The 24,250-nt window shown below is 60.4% G+C and carries 14 protein-coding genes; 5 read left to right on the forward strand and 9 right to left on the reverse strand.

Annotation, left to right across the window (positions count from 1 at the left end; genetic code table 11):
- Positions 1-121: 121 nt before the first annotated feature.
- The 4 genes from argF (at position 122) to ridA (ending at position 3,314) form a co-directional block, all read left to right on the forward strand.
- Entirely contained in the window at positions 122-1,129 is a 1,008-nt protein-coding gene (gene argF / locus NR195_RS08295) for an ornithine carbamoyltransferase (protein ID WP_256844407.1), read from the forward strand.
- A 313-nt stretch (positions 1,130-1,442) separates the two neighbouring features.
- Complete coding sequence (pyrB, locus tag NR195_RS08300) at positions 1,443-2,378, forward strand: aspartate carbamoyltransferase (protein WP_010251681.1); 936 nt, start codon at positions 1,443-1,445, stop codon at positions 2,376-2,378.
- A gap of 12 nt (positions 2,379-2,390) precedes the next feature.
- Positions 2,391-2,855 carry an aspartate carbamoyltransferase regulatory subunit gene (gene pyrI / locus NR195_RS08305; protein WP_010251684.1) on the forward strand — a complete coding sequence of 155 codons (465 nt, stop codon included), beginning with the start codon at positions 2,391-2,393 and terminating at the stop codon, positions 2,853-2,855.
- 72 nt (positions 2,856-2,927) lie between these two features.
- Positions 2,928-3,314: a 2-iminobutanoate/2-iminopropanoate deaminase gene (ridA, locus tag NR195_RS08310; protein WP_010251687.1), complete on the forward strand. Its 387-nt coding sequence runs from the start codon at positions 2,928-2,930 to the stop codon at positions 3,312-3,314.
- A 76-nt stretch (positions 3,315-3,390) separates the two neighbouring features.
- Here the strand turns inward: ridA and lplT are convergent, their stop codons facing one another.
- The 8 genes from lplT to NR195_RS08350 all read right to left on the reverse strand — a co-directional run bounded on the left by lplT (position 3,391) and on the right by NR195_RS08350 (position 20,457).
- Entirely contained in the window at positions 3,391-4,581 is a 1,191-nt protein-coding gene (gene lplT / locus NR195_RS08315) for a lysophospholipid transporter LplT (protein ID WP_033759668.1), read from the reverse strand.
- Entirely contained in the window at positions 4,578-6,728 is a 2,151-nt protein-coding gene (gene aas, locus NR195_RS08320; protein WP_010671792.1) for a bifunctional acyl-ACP--phospholipid O-acyltransferase/long-chain-fatty-acid--ACP ligase, read from the reverse strand. The genes lplT and aas overlap by 4 nt, the downstream gene beginning before the upstream one ends.
- Positions 6,729-6,818: 90 nt before the next feature.
- Positions 6,819-8,207, reverse strand: a complete 1,389-nt coding sequence (locus tag NR195_RS08325; RefSeq protein WP_256844408.1) for an efflux transporter outer membrane subunit — start codon at positions 8,205-8,207, stop codon at positions 6,819-6,821.
- Between the two features lie 3 nt (positions 8,208-8,210).
- Positions 8,211-11,312, reverse strand: a complete 3,102-nt coding sequence (locus NR195_RS08330; RefSeq protein ID WP_256844409.1) for a multidrug efflux RND transporter permease subunit — start codon at positions 11,310-11,312, stop codon at positions 8,211-8,213.
- Complete coding sequence (locus NR195_RS08335; protein WP_256844410.1) at positions 11,309-14,536, reverse strand: efflux RND transporter permease subunit; 3,228 nt, start codon at positions 14,534-14,536, stop codon at positions 11,309-11,311. The genes NR195_RS08330 and NR195_RS08335 overlap by 4 nt, the downstream gene beginning before the upstream one ends.
- On the reverse strand, positions 14,533-15,744 hold the full coding sequence (locus NR195_RS08340) for an efflux RND transporter periplasmic adaptor subunit (protein ID WP_182504627.1): 1,212 nt from the start codon (positions 15,742-15,744) through the stop codon (positions 14,533-14,535). Before NR195_RS08340 ends, NR195_RS08335 begins: the two co-directional genes overlap by 4 nt.
- A gap of 420 nt (positions 15,745-16,164) precedes the next feature.
- Positions 16,165-17,904 (reverse strand): penicillin-binding transpeptidase domain-containing protein, encoded by a 1,740-nt coding sequence (locus tag NR195_RS08345; protein WP_010251720.1) that lies wholly within the window; start codon positions 17,902-17,904, stop codon positions 16,165-16,167.
- A 279-nt stretch (positions 17,905-18,183) separates the two neighbouring features.
- A complete protein-coding gene (locus tag NR195_RS08350; RefSeq protein ID WP_033769514.1) occupies positions 18,184-20,457 on the reverse strand; it encodes a molybdopterin guanine dinucleotide-containing S/N-oxide reductase in 2,274 nt (757 codons plus the stop codon).
- Between the two features lie 190 nt (positions 20,458-20,647).
- Here NR195_RS08350 and galR point away from each other — a divergent pair, with 190 nt between their 5' ends.
- Positions 20,648-21,649 (forward strand): HTH-type transcriptional regulator GalR, encoded by a 1,002-nt coding sequence (galR, locus tag NR195_RS08355; protein WP_010251726.1) that lies wholly within the window; start codon positions 20,648-20,650, stop codon positions 21,647-21,649.
- A gap of 33 nt (positions 21,650-21,682) precedes the next feature.
- Here the strand turns inward: galR and NR195_RS08360 are convergent, their stop codons facing one another.
- Positions 21,683-24,067 (reverse strand): beta-N-acetylhexosaminidase, encoded by a 2,385-nt coding sequence (locus NR195_RS08360; protein ID WP_256844411.1) that lies wholly within the window; start codon positions 24,065-24,067, stop codon positions 21,683-21,685.
- Between the last annotated feature and the right edge of the window lie 183 nt (positions 24,068-24,250).

Below are 24,250 nucleotides of genomic sequence, written 5' to 3' on the forward strand. Positions count from 1 at the left end.
TCCCATACTGCCCGTCGCGCCACTACACAAAACGAAAAGTTTATTAGCACCGCACTTGAAAATGCATATCCATCCGGTTAGATTGAATTTTAATTCACTTTAATGATTACCGGAGTGTTGTATGAGTCAGCTGTATCAGCGCCATTTCCTCAGGCTTCTGGATTTTACGCCCGCCGAAATTGATCATCTCCTCTCCCTTTCCGCTGAATTGAAACGGGCGAAAAAAAGCGCCCAGGAAGTGCAGCATCTGAAAGGTAAAAACATCGCGCTCATCTTCGAAAAAGACTCGACCCGTACCCGATGCTCTTTCGAAGTTGCCGCTTACGATCAGGGTGCAAACGTCACCTATCTTGGCCCGAGTGGCAGCCAGATCGGCCATAAAGAGTCGATGCGCGACACCGCGCGGGTGCTGGGCCGGATGTACGATGGCATTCAGTATCGCGGTTACGGTCAGGAACTGGTGGAAACGCTGGCGGAACATGCCGGTGTGCCGGTGTGGAACGGCCTGACCACCGAGTTTCATCCGACCCAGCTGCTGGCCGACCTGCTGACCATGCAGGAGCATCTGCCGGGCAAAAAACTCAGCGAGATGACGCTGGTTTATGTAGGTGATGCGCGCAACAACATGGGCAACACCATGCTGGAAGCCGCCGCACAGGTGGGGCTGGATCTGCGTCTGGTGGCACCGAAGAGCTGCTGGCCAGAGGAGCAACTGGTGGCGCAGTGCCGTGCAGCCGCGCAGCAGACCGGCGGGAAAATCACCCTCACCGAACATATTACCGACGGCGTGAAAGGCGCTGACTTTATCTACACCGATGTCTGGGTGTCGATGGGCGAAGCCAAAGCGGTGTGGGCCGAGCGTATCGCGCTACTGCGTGACTATCAGGTGAACCGGGCGATGCTCGATCTGACCGGCAACCCGCAGGTTAAATTTCTGCACTGTCTGCCCGCCTTCCACGACGATCAGACCACGCTGGGCCAGCAGATGGCGGAACAGTACGATCTGCCCAACGGCATGGAAGTGAGCAACGAGGTGTTTGAGTCGCCACACAGCATTGTGTTCGACCAGGCCGAGAACCGGATGCACACGATTAAAGCGGTAATGGTGGCCACGCTGGGCCAGCGCTGACCGACGGATGTGACACGGGCTGATGCTGCCAGGGAGCGCGGATACTTAGCGATTCATCCGCCTGACCTGGCCCGGCCTCCGATCGGCCAGGCAGGCGCAAACGTTTTCCTCTTGCTGACCCACCGCGAACGGGTATAATGCGGCCCAATTTGCCGGAGGAAATATGCTACAGCACAGCGGACAACTTGACGCTCAATCACGCCTGACCGCAGGCGGTGCTACTGTTTCTTTCGGTCATCGACCCGATCTTAAAAAAGCCCCTTAAGCAGGGGCTTTTTTTTGTCCGCAATCCGGCCGCGCAGAGGAGAAAGCTATGGCTAACCCGCTATATCGCAAACACATTATTTCAATTAACGACCTCAGTCGTGAAGAGCTGGAACTGGCGTTGCACACCGCCGCAAAGCTGAAAGCCCACCCGCAGCCGGAACTGCTGAAGCACAAGGTTATCGCCAGCTGCTTCTTTGAGGCGTCTACCCGTACCCGCCTGTCGTTTGAAACCGCCATTCATCGCCTCGGCGCGTCAGCGGTGGGCTTTGCTGACGGCAGTAATACGTCGCTGGGCAAAAAGGGCGAAACCCTGGCCGACACCATTTCAGTGATTAGCACCTACGTCGATGCCATTGTGATGCGTCACCCGCAGGAAGGCGCGGCGCGGCTGGCGACCGAATTCTCCGGTGGCATCCCGATTCTCAACGCCGGTGACGGCGCGAACCAGCATCCGACCCAGACACTGCTTGATCTCTTCACCATTCAGGAGACGCAGAGCCGTCTTAATCAGCTGAATGTGGCGATGGTCGGCGACCTGAAGTATGGCCGAACCGTCCACTCTCTGACCCAGGCGCTGGCGAAGTTTGACGGCAACCGCTTCTTCTTTATCGCGCCCGATGCGCTGGCGATGCCGGCCTATATCACCGACATGCTGGATGAGAAGAATATCAGCTGGTCACGTCACGACAGCTTTGAAGAGGTGATGCCGCAGCTCGATATCCTCTATATGACGCGGGTGCAGAAAGAGCGGCTTGATCCGTCAGAATATGCCAACGTCAAAGCGCAGTTCATTCTGCGCGCCGCCGATCTCGCTACGGCGCGCGACAATATGAAAGTACTGCACCCGCTGCCGCGCATCGATGAAATCACCACCGATGTCGATAAAACCCCGTATGCCTGGTATTTCCAGCAGGCGGGTAACGGCATCTATGCGCGCCAGGCTCTGCTGGCACTGGTTTTAAACAGCGAACTCGCCCTGTAAGGAGATAACCCCATGACGCAGGACAACAAACTGCAGGTCGAAGCGATCAAACGCGGCACGGTCATCGACCATATTCCGGCGCAGATCGGCTTTAAATTGCTCTCTCTGTTCCGGCTGACCGAAACCGATCAGCGCATTACTATTGGCCTGAATCTGCCCTCAGGCGAGATGGGCCGCAAAGATCTGATCAAGATTGAGAACACCTTTCTCACCGACGATCAGGTCAATCAGCTGGCGGTCTATGCGCCCCATGCCACGGTCAACCGCATCGACGACTATGAAGTGGTCGCGAAGATCGCCCCGACGCTGCCGGACCACGTTGAACGGGTGCTGACCTGCCCGAACAGCAACTGCATCAGCCGCAGCGAGCCGGTCTTCTCCAGCTTTGCCGTGAAGCAGCGCGCCGACGATGTGCATCTGAAGTGCAAATATTGCGAAAAAGAGTTCGCCCGCCATGTGGTGCTGGGTCACTGGTAATCGCCCTGCCCGACCTTATAATGGGCAACACCGGCGGCATGGCCGCCTGACGACGTAATCAAAGGAGCAATGATGTCTCGTGAAATCAGTACTGAAAAAGCCCCTGCCGCTATCGGCCCCTATGTTCAGGGTGTCGATCTGGGCAGCATGATCATCACCTCTGGCCAGATCCCGGTGGATCCGGCGACCGGCCAGGTGGCGGATGACGTTGCCGCACAGGCGCGTCAGTCACTGGAAAATGTGAAGGCGATTGTTGAAGCAGCGGGTCTGAAGGTCGGCGACATCGTGAAGACCACGGTGTTCGTAAAGGATTTAAATGACTTCGCCACGGTCAATGCGGCTTATGAGGCGTTTTTCACCGAGCATGAAGCTCACTTCCCGGCACGTTCCTGTGTCGAAGTGGCGCGTCTGCCAAAAGATGTGAAGATCGAAATCGAAGCGATTGCCCTTCGTCGCTAATCTCCGTTGTTAACATCTATTGTTAACGAGGGCGCCCGCCTCTCTCCGGCTATCCCGGAGAGAGGCGGTGAATCGCTTAACGCTTAGCCGGTCGCCACAGCCACAGCAGCGCTATCGCCAGCGCAAACAGCACGCCAAAACCGACGCCCGTCGCCACCGCAGGTGCACCCGCCTTGATCGCCAGCGTATAGAGCCCCAGCATAATCAGCATGGCGCTGTTCTCACCCAGATTCTGCACCGCAATCGCATTACCTGAACCGACGCTCTCTTTGCCCCGCGCCTGCAACAGCGCATTCAGCGGCACCACAAAGAAACCGCCCAGCGCGCCAATCAGCATCAGCACCAGATAGGCATTCAGCAGAGAATGCTGCAGCGCGAAGACGACGACCATCACACCAATCAGCACACCGGCTGGCATACAGCGACGCACCGTTTCAAGCGTCACCAGCTTCGCCGCCGCCGCCGCCCCAATCACAATCCCGATTGCCACCATGGCATTCAGGGTTGTTGGCGTGGTGTTGTCACTGATGCCCAGCGCCACCGGCACCCACAGCACCAGCAGAAAACGCAGCGTCACGCCTGCGCCCCAGAACAGGCTGGTGCCGAGCAGCGAGAAACGCGTCTCCGCATCACGCCATAGCAGCGCGGCGGCACTGAAGAAGCTGCGCGTCATCATGCCAAACTGCCAGCTCTGCCCCGGACGCGCCGCCTGCAGTTTCGGGATAAACAGGTTGGCTACCACGGCAATGCCGTAGGTCAGCGCACAGATCCCCAGCGCCGCCAGCAGATGCCAGTCAGCCAGCATCCCGCCCGCCACTGAGCCGAGCAGAATGGCGGCGATGGTCGATCCCTCCATCAGCCCGTTGGCTTTCACCAGCTTCTCACCGTGGGTGATCTCACCGAGGATGCCATATTTAGCCGGGGAGTAGGCGGCTGCGCCAGCGCCCACCAGGGTATATCCGAGGAAGGGATTGAAGCCGAAACAGATCACCAGCGCGCCCAGCAGCTTCAGGCTGTTGGCGAGCATCATCACCCGCCCTTTTGCCATGCTGTCCGCAACCTGACCGACAAAGGGTGCCAGCAGAATGTAGGCCGCGACAAAGAGCATCTGCAGCACCGGCTGGCTCCAGTCGGGATAGAACTGGCTTTTCAGCACGGCCAGCGTGGCAAACAGCAGCGCGTTATCGCCGAAGGCCGAAAAGAACTGGGCGATAATCACGGCGATCATGCCGCGTGACATCAGCGGCGCATTACGATCAAGGCTCATGCCTGCTCCTCTTCCGCCATTTTTTTCAGCGTGACGTAATCGGGTTTACCGCTGCCCAGCTGCGGCAACTGCTTCATCACCCGGATATCACGCGGCAGCGCCAGTTCTGGCGCACCCAGCTCGCGGGCCGCTTTCTGCAGGCTGTCGCGCGCCAGTTCAGCGTCGGTGGTGAACAGCACCAGCGCCTCACCACGCTGACCATCCGGGCGCAGCGAGGCGGCATGTTGTTTGTCCGGCGACGCCTTCAGAGCGATCTGCTCGACGATCTCCAGCGACACCATCTCACCGGCAATCTTCGCGAAGCGTTTGGCGCGCCCCTGAATCTGGCAGAAACCGCCGTCATCAAAGCTGACGATATCACCCGTGTCATACCAGCCCGCTTCCTGATTGCCTTCGCCATCGTCGGCGACCGGCACTTCCAGCACGCCTGGATTCTCGACGCGCAGATAGCCCTTCATCACGTTCGGTCCGCGCAGCTGCAGCCGTCCGCCCTGCTCAATGCCCGGCACCGACATCAGCCGCGAATCCATGCCCGGCAGAATGCGTCCGACGGTGTGCGCCTTCGCCGCCATCGGCACGTTAATCGCGACCACTGGCGCGCATTCGGTTACACCGTAGCCTTCAAGAATGCGAATGCCATACTTCTCCATGTAGAGCTGACGGGTGTTCTCCTGCAGCTTCTCCGCCCCCGCCACCACATAGCGCAGGCGGGCAAAATCATAGGGCGCGGCAAAGCGCGCGTAGTTGCCGAGGAAGGTCGAGGTGCCAAACAGCACGGTGCAGTTACGGTCATAAACCAGCTCCGGCACGATGCGATAGTGCAGCGGGCTGGGATAGAGGAACACCTGGGCGCCGGTCATCAGCGGCGTAAACAGCCCGACGGTCAGACCAAATGCATGGAACAGCGGCAGCGCCGACATAAAGCGGTCGCGCGGGGTGAAGTCGGCGATGGTGCGGATCTGTTCGACGTTCGCCAGCAGGCTTTTATGCGAATGCACCACCCCTTTGGGGTTGCCTTCCGAGCCGGAGGTAAACAGTACCATCGCGGCGTCTTCCGGCTGCTGGGGCAGCTGCGCGCGATGCGGCATCAGCAGATGGGCGACGATCCACAGTTTATCTTTACTGGTCACGGTATCTTTCAGATCTTCCAGATAGATCCACTGCACATCATCGAGCCCCTGCGGCAGATGCCACAGGTTGCCTTTGTCCAGGAACTGGCGCGACGTGAAGACCGTTTTGATCTGCGCGGCGGTCAGTGCCGCCCGCATGCCGTTTACGCCCGCCGTATAGTTGAGCATCGCCGGAACGCGTCCGCGCAGGGATGCCCCGAAAATCGCCGCCGCCGTGACGGTGGTATTGGGTAGCAGCAGTCCTACCACTTCACGCGGCTGGCTGTAGCGCTCCAGAATACGGCCCACGCCCAGCGCCTTCTTCAGCAGTCCGTTGTAGCTGTCGGGTTTGAAATTGACATCTTCGATGCAGCGCTTAAACGCGCCATAACGCGTACGCGCCGCCAGAAACGCCTCAAACAGGGTTTCACGCGGACGCACCGCCATGCGCGCTTCCATCATCACATGATGCAGATGCTCACCGGCCAGCACGCGCCGATCGCGCGCCCGTTTCGCCTCCGGCATCGGAATGCGGGTGGCGGGCAGAATCGTCAGGGTGATGCGGGGGAACAGGCGACGTTTAAACACGCCCGCCAGACGACCAAACGGCGTGTACTCTGCGCCTTCAATGCGCATCGGCACCACATTCGCGCCCGAACGCGCCGCGACAAAACCCGCCCCGCTGTAGATCTTCATCAGCGATCCGGTGACGGTAATACGTCCTTCCGGGAAGATCACCACCGGACGGCCACTGTCGATCAGCCTGACCAGCTGTTTGAGCGCCATGGGTTTGGTGGGATCGAGCGGCACATAGTCGATAAAGGGTTTAACCAGCCGCATAAACCAGCTTTCGCTGATGGTCGAATAGACCGCATAGACCGGCTTAATCGGCAAAAATAGCGCCAGCAATATGCCGTCGAGAAACGACATATGGTTCGGCGTGATCAATACCTTCTGCTTATGCAGTTCGGCGACGTCGCCACGCAGTTCGACCCGCCATAACAGGCGAAATATCAGGCGCAATAGTGTGAAAACCATGCCGGCTCCTTAGCATTGTGAAAATAGCCCCTCACGATGCAGGATTTGACGCGGTTCGACAACAGAATTATCGGTAACCTGACGCCGCCTTCAGGGTGCCTGCCAGCCACCGCCGAGTGCCGCAATCAGCGCCACACTGCTGACCCACTGCGTGCTCTGCAGCGTCAGCAAACTCTGCTGCGCACTCAGGCGGCTGTTTTCGGTGGTCGCCACATCCAGATACGTAATCATGCCCGCCTCATACTGCAAACGGGTTACCCGCGCAGAGGTCTGCGCCGCGTCGGTGGCGCGCTGCTGCGCGGCGATCTCACCCTGCAGCGTGTTCAGCTCCACCAGCTTATCTTCCACCTCCTGCATTGCGGTCAGCACCGTCTGACGATAGGTCGCAACGCTGGCATCCCAGCCCGCTCGTGCCTGATCGACCTGTGCTGCGGTCGCACCAAAATCCAGCAGCGTGCCGCTCAGCTCCGGCCCCAGCGACCAGACGCGGTTCGGCAGCGAGAAGAGCGAATGCAGCACGGAAGAACTGACGCCACCGCTGGCGCTCAGGGTCAGGTCGGGATAGTAACCGGCCACCGCCACGCCCACCGCAGCATTGGCCGCGGCCATGTTACGTTCGGCGTAAGCAATGTCGGGACGGCGCTGCAACAGCTCGCCCGGCAGGGCTGCCGGAATCGCGGGCAGCGTGGCCGTCAGCGGCGCGGCGGTCAGGCTGAATTCAGCGGGTGCTTTGCCGATCAGCAGCGCAATGGCGTGCTCCATCTGCGCGCGCTGCCACTGATAATCCTGCGCCGAGGCGCTGGCGCTCTCCAGCTGCAGCTGCGCCTGGGCCAGGGTCGCACGCGACGCGGTGCCCGCCTGATACTGGCTGGTAATCACTTTCAGATAGCGCTGATAAGCATCAACGCTCTGCTGATAGAGCGCGATTTTCTGATCCATGATGCGCAGCTGGAAATAGTCCTGCGCCAGCTCAGACTGGGCGCTCAGGGTGATATTGGCCAGTTCCGCCGCGCTGGCCGAGGCGCTGGCGCGGTTCTCCTCCAGCGTGCGTCGCAGTTTGCCCCACAGATCCAGCTCCCAGCTGGCACTCAGCTCCGCCTGATGGCTGCTGCTGGTGGTGCGAAAGCTGCTGTCAGTCGCGTGGCTGCCGCTGCGCGTCGCGCTGCCGTCATAGCCCAGCGAGGGAAACAGCGCCGCACGTGACTCACTCGCCAGCGCCTGTGCCTGCCGGTACTGCGCGGCATAATTTGCCACGTTCTGGTTCGAGATGCTCACCTGGTTCAGCAGGCCGCTCAGGGTGGCGTCGTGATAAACCGCCCACCATTCGCCTTTGCTTTGCGCATCAAGCGGCGTCGCCTGCTGCCAGCCTTTGGCCTCTTTATAGTGGACCGGCATCGCCATCGCGGGGCGCTGATAGTCGGGACCGACGCTACAGCCGCACAGCAGCAGCATCACAACAAAGGGGATAAGCGGTTTCATGGATCAGGATTCCGTAGGGCGCAGACGACGCCATTGACGTTGAGTGGCACGGCCCAGACGATCGAGCCAAAGATAAACAACCGGCGTGGTAAACAGCGTGAGCAGCTGGCTGAGCGCCAGTCCGCCCGCAATAGCGATGCCCAGCGGGCTGCGCAGATCGGCATCACCGCCGCTGCCCAGCGCCAGCGGCAACGCGCCGAAAAAGGCGGCCAGCGTGGTCATCATGATGGGCCGGAAGCGCATCAGGCACGCCTGGGTGATCGCCTGCTGTGGCGACATGCCCTGCCGCCGTTCCGCGTCGATGGCGAAATCGATCATCATGATGGCGTTCTTTTTCACGATGCCGATCAGCAGGATGATGCCAATCAGCGCGATCACCGTGAGCTGCGTGCCGGTCAGCAGCAGCAGTAACAGCGCGCCGACGCCCGCTGACGGCAGGGTCGAAAGAATGGTCAGTGGATGGATGTAGCTCTCATAGAGCACGCCGAGCACGAGATAGACCGCCGCCAGCGCCGCCAGAATCAGCCACGGCATGGTCGCGGTCAGCTGAGAAAAGGCGGCGGCGGTGCCGGCAAAACCGGCATGAAGGGTCGATGGCAGGCCCAGCTTCGCCATCGCCTGTTTTATCAGTTCCTGCGCCTGTTCCAGTGACACACCCTCGTTGAGATTAAACGCCAGGGTGCTGGTCGCGGCCTGGCCCTGATGCGCCACCGACAGCGGCGCGTTGCCGCCGCTGAAGCGGGCAAAGGCGGAGAGCGGCACGCGGTCACCGCTGTCGTTAATCACATAAAGCTGCTGCAGCGTCTCAGGATTGGCGGTGTCGCTATCCTGCAGTGACATCACCACGTGATACTGATTCAGGGTGTGATAGAGCGTGGCGATCTGCCGCTGGCTGAACGCATTGTTCAGCAGCGTATCCAGCATGTTCACGTTGACGCCCAGCCGGGTGGCGCGATCACGATCGATGTTCAGCTCCACCTCCTGGCCGCCGGTCTGCGAATCGGAGTCCACGCTGTTAAGCTCGGGGATCGCCGCCAGCGCCGCCTGCACTTTCGGCGTCCAGGTGCGCAGCAGATCGAGATCGTCCGCCTGCAGGCTGTACTGATACGTGGCGTTGGCGCTGCGTCCGCCAATGTGCAGGTCCTGCGCCGCCATCAGGAACATCTGGGCCCCGGCGATGTGACTGGTTTTTCTCGTCAGCCGGTTGGCCACCTCGGTGGCGGTCGCATCGCGCTGATCAAAATCTTTAAGCCGCACAAAGAAGTTGGCGCTGTTACGGGAGCCAAACATCCCGCTGCCCATCGACGACATCACACTCTCTACCGCCGGGTCTTCCTGAATGATCTGCGTGAACATCAGCATTTTCGGCTTCATCGCCTGGAACGAGATGTTCTGATCGGCGCGCAGCGCACCCATCAGCAGCCCGGTATCCTGATTGGGGAAGAAGCCCTTCTGCACCACGACGAAGAGAAAAACATTCAGTAGTACGGTCAGCAGCAGGCTGAGCAGCGTCAGTTTCTGATGGCGCATCACCCAGGCCAGCCCGCGCCCGTAGGCGGCCAGCAGGCGATTCAGCTGGTTTTCAATCAACTGATAAAGCGGATGCGGCCGCTGGCTGACGGGCGGCTTTGGTTTCAGCAGGCGGGCGCAGAGCATCGGCGTCAGGCTCAGCGAAACAAACAGCGAGATCAGCAGCGACACGGTGAGCGTCACGGCAAATTCGCGGAACAGCCGCCCGACAATGCTGCCCATCAGCAGGATCGGGATGAACACCGCGATCAGCGACACGGTCATCGACAGCACGGTGAAGCTCACCTCCTGCGCCCCGCGCAGCGCCGCCCGCAGCGGGCTCAGCCCGCGCTCAATGTGACGGGTGATGTTCTCCAGCACCACAATCGCATCATCCACCACGAAGCCGGTGGCGATAATCAGCGCCATCAGCGACAGGTTATCCAGGCTGTATCCCAGCAGATACATCACCGCGCAGGTGCCGATCAGCGACACCGGCAGTGCCAGCGCCGGAATGATCACCGCCTGCAGATTGCGCAGAAAAATAAACACCACCGCAATCACCAGCAGCACCGCGATCAGCAGCGTCTCTTCGGTGTCATACAGCGAGGCGCGCACGCCAGGCGAACGGTCAACCACCACCTTCAGCTGGCTGTCAGCGGGCAGGCTCTTTTCAAGCTGTGGCAACTGCGCTTTTATCGCGTCGATGGTTTCCAGCATATTGGCACCCGCCTGACGTTTGATACCGATCATCACCGCCGGTGTGGCATTCAGAAACCCTGCCTGATAGCGATCTTCCACCGAGTCATAGACCGTGGCGACGTCGCGCAGTCGCACCGCGTTGCCCTGCTGATAAGTGATGATCAAATCGCGGTAGCTGGCGGCCTTCTCCAGCTGGCCGTTGCTGTCCACCAGCCACGACTGGTCACTGCTCTGTAAGATCCCTTTAGGCAGATTAGTGGTGCTGTTGGCGACGGCGGCACGCACCGTCTCCAGCGAGATGCCGTAATGGGTCAGCTTCAGCGGCTGCAGATCAATCCGCACCGCCGGTAAGGCGCTGCCCATCAGCGACACTTCGCCGACGCCCTGTACCTGCCCCATCGCCTGTTCGATTTTGCTCTCCGCCAGATCGTAGAGTTCGCCTGGCGTGCGGGTGGCAGAGGTCAGCGCCAGCATCACTATTGGCGCGTCTGACGGGTTGGCTTTGCGATAGGTTGGCAGCGAGGCCATTGCGCTGGGCAGCAGGCTGCGCGCCGCGTTGATTGCCGCCTGCACGTCGCGCGCCGCGCCATTGATATCGCGGTCCAGTTCAAACTGCAGGATGATGCTGCTGGAGCCCTGCGAGCTGCTGGAGGTCATCTCACTGATACCGGCAATCTGCCCCAGCGAACGTTCCAGCGGCGTAGCGACCGTCGCCGCCATGGTTTCCGGGCTGGCGCCTGCCAGGCTGGCGCTGACCATGATGGTAGGAAAATCGACCTGCGGCAGCGGTGCCACCGGCAGCAGCCGGTAGCCCAGCGCGCCCAGCAGCAGGATCGCCAGCGTCAGCAGCAGCGTCGCCACCGGACGAAAGATAAACAGCCGGGTCAGATTCATTGCCCGCTCCGCGCCCGCTGCTGACGGCGTTTCACCCAGGCGTTACCGCGCTGCGCCAGCCCATCAAACAGGAGGTAGATGACCGGCGTGGAGAAGAGCGTCAGCACCTGACTGACAATCAGCCCACCGACAATCACCAGCCCCAGCGGCTGACGCAGCTCTGCCCCGGAGCCGGAGGCCAGCATCAGCGGTAGCGCACCCAGCAGCGCCGCCATCGTCGTCATCAGAATCGGGCGGAAGCGCAGCAGACAGGCCTGATGAATCGCGTCGCGCGCGCTGAGTTGCTGATGGTGTTCCGCCTCCAGCGCGAAGTCGATCATCATGATGGCGTTCTTTTTCACGATGCCGATCAGCAGGATCACCCCAATCAGCGCAATCAGGCTGAATTCGGTGCCCGCCAGTAGCAGCGTCAGCAGCGCGCCCACCGCCGCCGACGGCAGCGTAGAGAGGATGGTCACCGGATGGATAAAGCTCTCGTAGAGGATGCCGAGCACCACATACATGGTGATCAGCGCCGCCAGAATCAGCCACAGCGTGTTGCCGGTGGCGCTCTGAAACGCCGAGGTTTCCCCCTGATAACGCAGCGTGGTGCTCTCCGGCAGCTGCAGCTGCTGCCGTACTTCCGCGATCGCCCGCTGTCCATCCTCCAGCGAATAGCCCGGATTAAGGTTGAAGGAGATCATCACCGCCGGAAACTGATTCAGCCGCATGTGCATCAGCGAACCGGTGCGCTGGTGGATAGTGGCGATAGCAGTGAGTTTGACCATGCCGCTGCTGGTCGTGCTGGCGCTGGTGTCAGAGGCTGAAGTGGACGTTGACGAAGACGACGATGTTGACGAAGACGTTGACGTTGATAAAGTCGTGCTGGTGGATGACGACGCCGAACTGCTGCTGCCGGACGATTGCAGCCAGACATCATCAAACGACGCCGGACCCTGCTGGTATGCCGGAGCCACTTCCAGCACCACCCGATACTGATTCGACTGGGTGAAGATGGTCGAGACCAGCCGCTGACCAAAGGCATTATAGAGCGCGGTGTCCACGTCCGATGCAGTAATGCCGAAGCGCGCCGCTTTATCGCGGTTCAGCTCAACGTAAGAGACGCGCCCCTGATCCTGCAGGTTACTCACCACGCCATTAAACTCGGGCCGCTGCTGCAACGCCGCCACCAGTTTCGGCGACGCGCTGACCAGGTTTTCACTGTCGGCATCATCGAGGGTGAACTGATACTGACTCGGCGAGACCTGATCGTTGACGGTGAGATCCTGCGCCGGTTGCAGATAGAGCCGGATGCCCGCCACATCGGCAGTGGCCTGTTTCAGCTGGCTGATCACCTCGCTGGCGCTGAGATCACGCGAGCCAAACGGCTTCAGGTTGATCTGTAACCGCCCGCTGTTAAGGCTGGTGTTGGTGCCGTCGATGCCGATCGTCGATGAGACGCTCTCCACCGCCGGGTTTTTCAGGATCCGCGCCGACAACGCCTGCTGCCGCGTTGCCATGGCGTTAAACGAGACGTCCTGTGAGGCGACGGTAATGCCCTGAATCAGCCCGGTATCCTGGGTCGGGAAGAAGCCTTTCGGCACCATCATGTAGAGCAGCGCCGTCAGCCCGAAGGTGGCCAGCGCCACCAGCAGCGTCAGTTTCTGATGGTTCAGTACCACGGTCAGCAGCCGGTCATAGCCGCGCACCAGGGCATCAAACAGTTCGCCGCCCTTGCGGGCAAACGTCGACTGCTGTTCTGGCGGAATATGGCGCAGCAGATATGCACACAGCATCGGTGTCAGGGTCAGCGACACCAGCATTGACACCAGAATCGCCACCGCCAGCGTAATCGCGAACTCCCGGAACAGTCGCCCGACCACATCGCCCATAAACAGCAGCGGGATCAGCACCGCAATCAGCGAAAAGGTCAGCGAGATGATGGTGAAGCCAATCTGCTGTGAGCCTTTCAGCGCGGCTTCCATCGGTGACTCGCCCTGCTCCAGCCGCCGGGAGATGTTCTCGACCACCACAATAGCGTCATCAATGACAAAACCGGTGGCGATGGTCAGCGCCATCAGCGACAGATTATTCAGGCTGAAGCCCGCCAGATACATCACACCAAAGGTGCCGACCAGCGACAGCGGCACCGCCACGCTCGGGATCAGCGTGGCGGCCACGTTGCGCAGGAACAGGAAAGTCACCATCACCACCAGCGCAATCGACAGCATCAGTTCAAACTGAACGTCGCTGATCGAGGCGCGAATGGTCTGGGTGCGATCGGAGAGAATCGTCATCTTCACCCCCTCCGGCAGCGCCGCCTGCAGCGCGGGGAGCTGCGCCTTGATATTGTCCACCACCTGGATCACGTTCGCGCCCGGCTGGCGCTGCACGCTGATCACAATTGCGGGCTGGTTGTTGGCCCACGCCGACTGGAAGCTGTTTTCCGGACCCTGTTCAATGTGGGCGATATCTTTCAGGCGCAGCGCCGCGCCATTCTCATAGCTGAGGATCAGGTTCCCGTACTCGGTTGCGGTGCGCAGCTGGTCGTTGGCGTCGATGGTCACCGAATGATATTTCCCGTCAAAGCCACCTTTGGAGCCATTGACGTTGCTGTTACCAATCAGCGTATTTACCGCCTCCAGCGTCAGATGATGCGCCGCCAGCGCCTGAGGATTCATCTGCACCCGAATCGCCGGCTGGTGGCCGCCCGCCAGCGTCACCATCCCGACGCCGGAGATCTGCGACAGCTTCAGTTCCACCCGGGTGTTGACCAGATCCTGCACCGCGGTCAGCGGCAGCGTGCTGGAGCTCGCCGCCAGCGTCACCACCGCGCTGTCCGCCGGATTGACCTTTTTGTAGGTCGGCGGATTGGGCAGGTCGTCGGGCAGCAGGTTATTCGCCGCATTGATCGCTGCCTGCACCTCCTGCTCGGCGACATCCAGCGACAGATCGAGGCTGAACTTCAGGGTAATGATCGACGAGCCGCTGGCGCTGGTGGAGCTCATCTGGCTCAGCCCCGCCATCTGCCCTAACTGGCGCTCCAGCGGTGAGGTGACCGACGACGCCATCACATCCGGGCTGGCACCCGGATAGAGCGTGGTGACCTGAATGATCGGATAGTCGACCTGCGGCAGTGCCGAGGTTGAGAGGAATTTCCAGGCAAAAATGCCGGCGATCAGCACGCCGACCATCAGCAGAATGGTGGCGACCGGACGCAGAATAAACAGGCGCGACGGGTTCATTTCGACACAGCACCCGCAGCGGCGTGTTTCTCATCGGCCAGCGACACTTTGCTGCCGCTGGTCAGACGATCGATCCCTTCCGTCACCAGCCGATCGCCCGGCGAAACGCCGCTGAGGATCGCCTGCTGATCGTCTCCGAAAGCGGGACCGGTGGTGACCGCTTTGCGCGTAACGCTGCGATCCTGATTGATCACAAAGACAAAGCTGCCGTCGCTGCTCAGCTGCAGCGCCTGGGCCGGGATCACCGTCGCGCCTTTCAGCACCCGGGTCTGCAACCGCAGATTCACAAACTGATTGGCAAACAGCGACTCATCCTGGTTGGCGAACACCGCTTTCAGCGCCACGGTGCCGGTGGCGGTGTCGATCTGGTTGCTGATGAACTTCACCTCGCCGCTGCCGAGCTGATGCTGGTTGTCCTGATCATACAGCGTGGCGGGCAGGCTCTGTCCCTGATGCAGCACGCTGACCAGCGTCGGGATTTCGCTTTGTGGCACGCTAAAGGTCACGGCGGCGGGCTGCATCTGGGTGATGGTCACCAGGCCGGTGCTGCTGGCACTCTGAACCATGTTGCCGGGATCGACCTGACGCAGGCCGACGCGCCCGCTGATCGGGGCGGTGATCCGGGCATATTCAATGCTGAGTTTCGCACTGGCGATCTGCGCCTGATCGGCGGCGACGGCACCGCGATACTGCCCGACGGTGGCAATCTGGCTGTCCAGATCCTGACGCGCCAGTGCATCCTGCGCCGCCAGTTTGCGGTAGCGCGCCAGCGTCAGCTCCGCACTTTTCAGCAGCGCCTGGTTTTCGCTGAGTTCGCCCTGATACTGGTTAAGCGTGGCCTGAAAGCTGCGCGGATCGATCTGCGCCAGCAGCTGCCCGGCGCTGACTTTCTGCCCCTCAGTAAAGAAAACCTGCTCCAGCTGGCCGTCAACGCGGCTGGTCACCGTAACGCTGGCGTTGGGGATGACCGTGCCGAGCGCATTCAGCCACACCGGCACATCCGCCGTGCTGGCGACACCGCTGTGTACCAGCGTTGCCCCTCCGCCCATCATGCCATGCGCACCCGGTCTGCCCGACGGCATCCCCTCGCCAGGCCCGTGACCCGCCGCCAGCAGACGCCAGATAACCCCAGCGACAATCGCCGCCACCAGCAACAGAAGCAGCCATTTAAGCCCAAAGGAACGCGCGGGGCGAGAAAGGTGAGTCATCGTCGAACTCTTCAGATAAGCAGAAAAAGAAATCCCGGAACGTGCGGAATGCGGCAGTGAGCGGCGGCGGGCAAAAAACCGCCAGGCTTCACGGCGGCCATTATCAGTGAAAGGCGATGCGCCTTTCTATCGGCAAACTGTCAGAGTTTCGTTAAGAACGATGTTGATTTAGCGGGGGTTTTTACAGCGGTAGCGGCAGGCTCAGGCAAGCAGGCAAAAAAAACCCACGCATCTGCGTGGGTTGGTGTAATAACAGGGTCTCACTGCCGAAGCAGTGTTGTTTTCACACCCATCAATACCTCTGGGACTGCTATCCTCGCACTGATTGACCGCGCGGAGACAGCAGGAAAACGCAACCGAATTCGGGGAAGTGCAACGAGGTGTGAATATCCTTCACGCCTCGCTTACACTCTGATTTATCTAAGATTTATCTGAAGGAGTGGCCGCCGGTTTGGTGTAGATGGCATCCGGTGCAATATTCATGTGTTTCAGTACCGGCCCCATGATATTGCCGAACACCGGTGCAGCAACCGAGCCACCGAAGTGATCGCCCGCCGTCGGATGGTTGATCATCACCACCAGCGCCACTTCAGGATGGCTGGCAGGAGCGAGACCGGCGGTGTAGTTGACGTAGCCGCCATCATACTTGCCGCTGGTGCCCATTTTTTCCGCCGTACCGGTTTTGGTTGCCAGACGGTAGCCCGGCACCGCGGCTTTCAGCCCGGTTCCGCCCGGCAGGACGTCACTCTCCAGCATGTGCACTACCTCTTTCACCGTTTCCGGGTTGGCGACCTGGCGTCCCATGACCGGTGGCGTAACGCGGGTGATCGACAGCGGACGGTAAATGCCATAGGAGCCGAGCGTGGCGTATTCGCGGGCAATCTGCAGCGGCGTCACACGCAGGCCATAGCCAAAGGAGAAGGTGGCCCGCTCGATATCTGCCCAGCGGGTGCGGTGCAACGGAAAGTAGCCGACGCTTTCGCCGGTCAGCCCTAAGCCGGTTGGTTTGCCAAGGCCGAACGCATGATAGGTGTTGACCAGCGCTTCGGCGGGCATCGCCAGCGCGAGGTGTGACACGCCGATGTCGCTCGATTTTTGCAGAATGCCGGTCATGGTCAGGCGCGGCCAGTGGCCGACGTCGCGGATCAGGTGGCCGTTAACGCTGTAAGGCGTGGTGTCGATCACCGAATCCGGGCGCACCAGGTGGCGCTCCAGCGCTTCCATCACCACTAACGGCTTGACGGTCGATCCCGGTTCGTAGCTGTCATTGATGGCAGAATTACGCATCTGCGCGGGCGTTGCCCCTTCATAGTTGTTGGGGTTGAACGACGGATAGGAAGCCATCGCCAGAATCTCGCCGGTGTCGATTTTCACCAGCACGGCCGCACCCGAGTCCGCCTTGTTGATCAGTACGCCGTCGCGCAGTTTGCTGTAGAGCGTGTACTGGTCATATTTGTCGATGCTGAGCTGTACCGTCGGCGGCTGGGTCGGCGGCTGATAGTTGATCATCGCGATGATATTGCCCGCGGCATCCTGCCGATAGACCTCTTTGCCCGGCTCGCCCTGCAATACTTTATCAAAGCCCTTTTCCAGTCCGTTCAGGCCGACGTTATCCGCCCCGACGATGCCGATCAGCGGCGCAGAGGCCTCGCTCATCGGATAGAAACGGCTGTCATCATAGACTTCGCTGATGCCTTTCAGCTTCAGCTCTTTAATATCTTTGGCGATGCCCAGCTCAACTTTACGCCCCAGATAGAGGAAGCGACGTTTCGGGTTGGCGGTGATCTGCGCCGCCAGCTCTTCGGGACGGGTGTTGAGCGCCGCCGCCAGATAGGCCCATTTGGCACTGGTAAAATCGGGGTTGCTCTCCAGCACGCGCTGCGGATCGGCAATCACGTCGCGCGACGGGACGCTGAGCGCCAGCGCTTCACCGTTACGATCCAGCAGCGTGCCGCGACTGGTCGGCAGCGTCACGGTACGCAGCGATCGCTGATCCGCTTCGTGCTCCAGCATCGGCTGATTCAGGAACTGCAGGTCCGCGACGCGCGCCAGCAGCACCACCAGACAGGTCGTGACACCCAGGCAGATCAGTCGGAAACGAAAAGGGTTAAACGGCGCTTTTATCTGGTCTTTTCCCAGTAGTTTTTTAATCCGGGGCATGGCATTCCGCTGCGCAAAATAAAGAGAAAGGGGCTGGTGCCAGCAGTTATAAAGAAAGCGCTGGCCGTATAACAGGAAAACTGTGTATCAGTTCGTTATCGGCAGCCGATTTCTGGCAAAAAAAAACCTGCGCATCTGCGCAGGTTGGTGTAATCAAGAAAATCTATTGATGTTCACCCATCAATACCTCTGGGACCCTGAATGTAGCAAGAGGGATCGATCGGCTGCCATCTCTCAAACGCAACAGTTACCGGCAAAATGTAACCAGCCATGAGATCCTTACGCTATTGTGCAATCCTGATGTTTTTTGATTTCCACCAGGCAGCTCATGGCGTTTGGCCCCTGCGTCAGCGACGAGGTGCCGATGTCGAGCGTCAGCACGTTGGGGTTACCCGCGCGATCGTGCGGCTGCCACGCCTTGCCAAAGCCGGGATCAAACCAGGCGCCGGTGGCGATAATCACTACGCCCTGCGTCACGCCATCGGTGATCCGCACGCCCGCCAGCATCACGCCGCGTGCGTTGCTCACCTCTATCTCGTCGCCCTCCACCAGCCCGCGCGCGGCCGCATCCTGCGGATGCATGTAGAGCGTTTCATGTCCGGCGGTTTTATTGCCCTGCACCGTTTCTGTAGCATCCAGCTGACTGTGTAACCGGTCGGAAGGCTGAATCGAGATCATGTGCAGCGGATAGTCGCGGCTGACCGGCGAACCGAGCCACTCCTGGGGTTCACGCCATTCCGGATGGCCGGCGAAATCGTCCAGCTGGTAGTCCGCAATGGTCTGGCTGAAGAGCTCGATTTTGCCGCTGGCAGTTTTAATCGGATTGGCCTGCGGATCGGCACGGAAATCATCCATAAACTGATAGGGTTTGCCCCCTTCGGGGATCTCCACAAAGCCGCGCTGCCAGAACTCCTCAAACGACGGGAAATCGATGCCTTTACGCTGATGCGCCGTCGCACACTGCTGATAAAGATGGGCGATCCACTGCATCTCGTTGCGCCCTTCGGTGAAGGTATCGCGGTAGCCGAGGCGCTCCGCCAGGTCAGCAAAAATATCGAAGTCGTTGCGCGCCTGATGCTGCGGTTTAATCGCCTGATGCATCGCCAGCACAAAGCGGTCACGGGAGGAGCCGCCGATGTCATTGCGCTCCAGCGTGGTGGTCGCGGGCAGTACGATGTCCGCCATCTGCGCGGCGGGTGTCCAGACGATATCCTGCACCACGACCGTATCGGGCCGCTGCCAGCCCTCCACCAGCCGGTTGAGCTGCTGGTGATGATGGAAAGGATTGCCGCCCGCCCAGTGCACCATGTGAATGTCGGGATAGTGCAGGGTTTCGCCCTGAAAGCGGTAAGGCTGGCCGGGATTGAGCAGCATATCGCTGATCCGCGCCACCGGAATCGACAGCCCGGAAGGATTGGGGCCGGTGCTCATCATCGGAGCAGGACCTTCCTGGCGCGGGTTGCCGACGCTGTTCATCGAACCGTGACCAAAAGAGAAACCTGCGCCCGGCAGGCCTGGCTGGCCAAGCATCGACGACAGCGCAATCATCATCCAGTAAGGCTGCTCGCCGCGATGGGCGCGCTGAACGGAATAGGAGCAGGTAATAAAGCTGCGCTTGCCGGTGAGCTGCTGCGCCAGCTGCACAATGCGATCGGCCGGGATGCCGGTGATACGGCTGGCCCAGCCGGCGGTTTTCGCCACGCCGTCGGTTTCGCCCAGCAGATAGGCGCGCAGCTGCGGCCAGCCGGTGCAGTGGCTGGCGAGAAACGCTTCGTCAACCGCGCCGCGCTGGGTGATCTCATGTCCCAGCGCCAGCATCAGCGCCACGTCGGTGTTGGGGCGAATCGGAATCCACTCGGCGTTAACAAATTCCGGGCAGTCATCGCGCATCGGGCTGATATTGATCACCGGCGTGCCTTTGGCCGCCAGCTGCATCAGCGCCGGTTTCAGGCTGTGCTGCCCTGCGCCCCCCGAGGCGACCTGGGCGTTTTTCAGCGCCAGCCCACCAAAGGCGACAAAAATTTCGGCATGTTCCACCACCTGCGGCCATTCGGTGACGCGCCCGGTCAGCGGCATGTAGGTGCCAATCACATAGGGCAGGAAGAACTGCGCGGCGCCCCAGCTGTAGTTACCCTGCTGATCAACGCCGCCGCCGCCCTGAAAGTAGAAGCGACGAACCAGGGTGCGGGCATGGTTAACACGTCCGGCCGATGACCAGCCGTAGGAGCCGTTGAAAATGCCCGATGCGCCATAGCGCTCGCGAATGCGGCGATTCTCCTCCGCCACCAGATCCAGCGCGGTTTCCCAGTCGACGGCAACAAAATCTTCCCGGCCACGCAGCGTACGGTCGCTCTTTTCGCGTGACTTCAGCCACGAGCGCCGCACCATCGGCTGACGAATGCGTTTGTCGGAATAGACCAGTTCAGGAATGGTGTGGATCATCGGTGACGGATCGGCATCGGCGAAGAAAGGTTCGCAGCCAATCAGGCGATCGTTTTCAGTTACGGCGGTAAAGGCGCCCCAGTGCGCCAGATGTGGCACTTTGGTTTTCATCGTTGTTTTTCACGGTAGCCAGGTGGGAGATTGAGCATAGCATGGTGCAACGCCTCAGCAGAAGACGTGCAGCAGTGACCGTTTTTACCCCTTTTTGCGACGACGCTGACATTCTGTCGGGTTGATGTGTCCGCCCTTTTCCGTAACACTGATGCGATGTGTAAACGTTTTCCCCAAAGCAGGTCAACGCATGGCTACCATAAAGGATGTTGCGCGACTGGCTGGCGTTTCTGTCGCCACAGTCTCCCGTGTAATCAATAATTCTCCCAAAGCCAGCGACAGCTCCCGACAGGCCGTAGGTCAGGCGATGGAGCAGCTTCAGTATCACCCGAATGCCAACGCACGTGCGCTGGCGCAGCAATCGACCGAAACGCTCGGCCTGATTGTCGGTGACGTCTCCGATCCCTTTTTTGGCGCAATGGTTAAAGCCGTGGATGAGGTTGCAGGTGACACCGGTAACTTTTTGCTGATTGGTAACGGTTACCATAATGAGCAAAAAGAGCGGCAGGCGATTGAACAACTGATGCGTCACCGCTGCGCGGCGCTGGTGGTTCACGCTAAGAAAATCCCGGATGCAGAACTGGAAGTGCTGATGAAGCAGGTGCCTGGCATGGTGCTGCTGAACCGGCTGATAAAAGGCTTTGAAAAGCGCTGTATCGCGCTCGACGATCGCTACGGTGCCTGGCTGGCAACCCGTCATCTGATCCAGCTTGGCCACCAGAATATCGCCTTTATCTGCTCGACCCACACCATCTCCGATGCAGAAGATCGCCTGCAGGGTTACTACGATGCGCTGAAAGAACATGGCCTGCCGTGCAGCGATCGGCTGGTCACCTGGGGTGAACCAGATGAAGTGGGCGGTGAGCAGGCGATGACGGAACTATTGGGTCGCGGCAAGAATTTTACCGCCGTCGCCTGCTACAACGACTCAATGGCCGCCGGCGCGCTGGCGGTGCTGAGCGATAACGGCGTTCGGGTGCCGGAAGAGATGTCGCTGATCGGCTTCGATGATGTGCTGGTTTCGCGCTATGTGCGACCGCGCCTCACCACCATCCGCTATCCGATTGTCACCATGGCGCAGCAGGCGGCCCAGCTGGCGCTGGCGCTGGCCAACAATCAGCCGCTGCCGGAAGTGACCCACATGTTCAGCCCGACCCTGGTGCGCCGCCACTCGGTCAGCGGCCCGGCCTGAGGACGCTATGGCCGGTTTATCCGGCCGCAGCGTTTACTGAAAGGCGCGCAGCAGCGTCTCCAGCGGCCTGACCAGCGCAATCACTGTTTCATCCTGTACCTCTGCGGCGGCATCCAGTGTCGCACGCATCTCCGCCACTTCACTGGCACCAAACGCCTGATTGCGAACGTAAGCATTAACCAGCGCGAGGCCCATGGCGCTCAGCGCCTCGATCTGCTGCACGCTCTGTGCCAGCGGCTTCAGCGTTGCACTGGCGTTAATGATCGGCAGCACCGCGCTGGTGTTAGCCTGCCAGCGCTGCAGCGGCGCGCGAACCGCAGAGGCGGCAGCCGGATTATTACGATTGGCGATTAACACGGCGACCTGCTGCTCCAGCTGACGTACCGCCTCACTCTCAGCGGGCAGTACATCTGCCAGCCGGTTCAGGGGTTCATGGTAGTCGTAATGGCCCGCCTGAAACTTGAGATGCTGACGCGTGTAGTATTGCGCCGGTTCCAGCACCTCGGCCAGAACCCGCAGTGGGGCGATGTCATGCCCACTGACCAGCCGCATCATCTGCTGCTCCGTCTGCGCATGTTGCAGCGTTCCGACCGACACGCTGCTCCAGCGATCCATCGCCGCCAGCCGCGAATACATCGAGTCGGTATTGGTGACATCCTGTGCCGACCATAACCGCTCGGCCACCACAAAGGCGCGCGGCCACAGTTTGGTATCAATAATCTGGCTGTTGATGTTTTCCGCCCACAGCGCCGCCTCGCCACCCAGCAGATTTTGCTGCACCTGCTCAGGTGTGGGCAGCGCGGGCGCGATGCCCGCAGGCGTCTCCGCCAGCCGTTGGCCGCTGGTGGGATAACGCACGTTGCCTACCTCTGCATAACCTTTGAGGGCGTTCTGTTGCAGCGTAAACACCGGCTGGAACGGCCCCATCCAGCTATCCACGCTAAACCGCACCTGCTGAGTCGAGAGCCAGTTGATCTGACTGACCATCCGGCGGGCTTTGCCATCGAAGTCGATAAAACCGCGCCAGCCTGGTTCTCCCTGTATCAGCGTAAAGCTGCCCTTCACCGGGCTGCCTTTCAGCCGCGGCATGGTGAATGACCAGCTCTGCGCCTGGTCGCCTGGCCGCAGACGATCCTGGCCGTTGAGGCCCTGTGGCGTGACCTCATTGCGGTAGTGATAGCTGGCAGGCTGAGGCTGATCGAGGTAGAAACCGGTGGAGAGGATGCCGCGGTAGTTCTCTTTTGCCAGCGCGCTCAGCGCATCCTGACCCTGCCACGACTGGATCAGAATGCTGCGCGGCAGATCGGGATGGGCAATCTCATCCCAGCCCACCATCTGACGGTGATGGGCTTCCAGGATCTTCTCTACCCGCTGATTGAAATATGCCTGAAGCGCATGGGCATCTTTCAGATCGTGATCGCGCATAAACTGCTGGATAGCAGGCGAGTCGTTCCACTGTGTCGGATCCACCTCGTCGCCGCCAATGTGCAGCCAGGGGTCGGGGAAGATCGCCGCCATCTCACCCACCAGCGTGTCGATCACCTGATAAACCTGTTCGTTGCTGGGATCAAGCAGCGGTTTAAAGACGCCCCAGCCGCGCTCCATCTGCCAGGGGCCGGGTGCGCTAATCAGCTCTGGCATTGCCACCGCCAGCGCGGACGCATGTCCCGGCATATCCAGCTCGGGCACCACACGCACTCCACGATCGGTGGCATATTTCACGATCTCCCGCATCTGCTGCTGGCTGTAATAGTTGCCATCGCTGGCTTTCTGCTGCAACTGGGGATAGTGGCTGGAGGCGAAGCGCCAGCCCTGATCGTCGGTAAGATGCCAGTGAAAAACGTTCATTCGCGCGGCGGCGATGCCGTCGATCTGACGTTTAAGCGTCTCCACCGGCATAAAGTGACGCGCCGTGTCGATCAGCACGCCGCGCCATGGAAAGCGCGGATGATCGTGGATGGTGACGTAAGGAATGGTTGTCCCCTGTGCGCCGTTTTGTATCAGCTGCAGCAGGGTTTCCATGCCGCGCATCGCGCCGAAACGGCTGGGCGCGGTTAACAGGACGCCGTCGCCATCGACCTGCAACTGATAGCTCTCATCGCTATCAGGCAGCGGCAGCGGATCCACCGCCTTCGCAATGACGATGCGGATAGTCGGTGCTGCTACCGGCTGGGTGGCGGGCAACAGCGGCCAGCCGGTCTGATTACTGATTCGCTCCAGCCAGCGCGCTTCGGCACCCGCCAGATGATCGCCGGAGATTTGCAGCGTCAGCTGCGGCGTCAGGGTAAGCGTGCCGCCGCTGGCGGGCTGTTCCACCTGTTGCGGCCAGGGCATCAGCGGCAGCGAACTGGCCAGAGCGATCGGGCAAAGGGCCGGGAGCAGGAACAGGAGCAGGAGCAGAGAACGGGGTAACCACATTGGCGGGCATCCTTGTGACGTCAACGTTTTGACAGGGCAGAACGTTGATTAAAGTTGCTGCACGCCAATCCGCCAGTGGATCCTGCAGGAAACCTGAACCAGCACCCGATTTTTTACATCAGCCAGAGTTTTCCAGCGGGTTGAGGCTTCCTTGTTTCAGGTCAAATCTGATCGCAATAATTC

The organism is Pantoea sp. Ft-CA_14, from assembly GCF_024520875.1.
GTDB classification, from domain to species: Bacteria; Pseudomonadota; Gammaproteobacteria; order Enterobacterales; family Enterobacteriaceae; genus Pantoea; species Pantoea agglomerans.

What these genes read in the sequence shown, in the direction of transcription:
- argF (WP_256844407.1), top strand. Translation starts at nt 122, where the DNA reads ATGAGTCAGCTGTATCAGCGCCATTTCCTCAGGCTTCTGGATTTTACG.
- pyrB (WP_010251681.1), top strand. Translation starts at nt 1,443, where the DNA reads ATGGCTAACCCGCTATATCGCAAACACATTATTTCAATTAACGACCTC.
- pyrI (WP_010251684.1), top strand. Translation starts at nt 2,391, where the DNA reads ATGACGCAGGACAACAAACTGCAGGTCGAAGCGATCAAACGCGGCACG.
- ridA (WP_010251687.1), top strand. Translation starts at nt 2,928, where the DNA reads ATGTCTCGTGAAATCAGTACTGAAAAAGCCCCTGCCGCTATCGGCCCC.
- lplT (WP_033759668.1), bottom strand. Translation starts at nt 4,581, where the DNA reads ATGAGCCTTGATCGTAATGCGCCGCTGATGTCACGCGGCATGATCGCC.
- aas (WP_010671792.1), bottom strand. Translation starts at nt 6,728, where the DNA reads ATGGTTTTCACACTATTGCGCCTGATATTTCGCCTGTTATGGCGGGTC.
- NR195_RS08325 (WP_256844408.1), bottom strand. Translation starts at nt 8,207, where the DNA reads ATGAAACCGCTTATCCCCTTTGTTGTGATGCTGCTGCTGTGCGGCTGT.
- NR195_RS08330 (WP_256844409.1), bottom strand. Translation starts at nt 11,312, where the DNA reads ATGAATCTGACCCGGCTGTTTATCTTTCGTCCGGTGGCGACGCTGCTG.
- NR195_RS08335 (WP_256844410.1), bottom strand. Translation starts at nt 14,536, where the DNA reads ATGAACCCGTCGCGCCTGTTTATTCTGCGTCCGGTCGCCACCATTCTG.
- NR195_RS08340 (WP_182504627.1), bottom strand. Translation starts at nt 15,744, where the DNA reads ATGACTCACCTTTCTCGCCCCGCGCGTTCCTTTGGGCTTAAATGGCTG.
- NR195_RS08345 (WP_010251720.1), bottom strand. Translation starts at nt 17,904, where the DNA reads ATGCCCCGGATTAAAAAACTACTGGGAAAAGACCAGATAAAAGCGCCG.
- NR195_RS08350 (WP_033769514.1), bottom strand. Translation starts at nt 20,457, where the DNA reads ATGAAAACCAAAGTGCCACATCTGGCGCACTGGGGCGCCTTTACCGCC.
- galR (WP_010251726.1), top strand. Translation starts at nt 20,648, where the DNA reads ATGGCTACCATAAAGGATGTTGCGCGACTGGCTGGCGTTTCTGTCGCC.
- NR195_RS08360 (WP_256844411.1), bottom strand. Translation starts at nt 24,067, where the DNA reads ATGTGGTTACCCCGTTCTCTGCTCCTGCTCCTGTTCCTGCTCCCGGCC.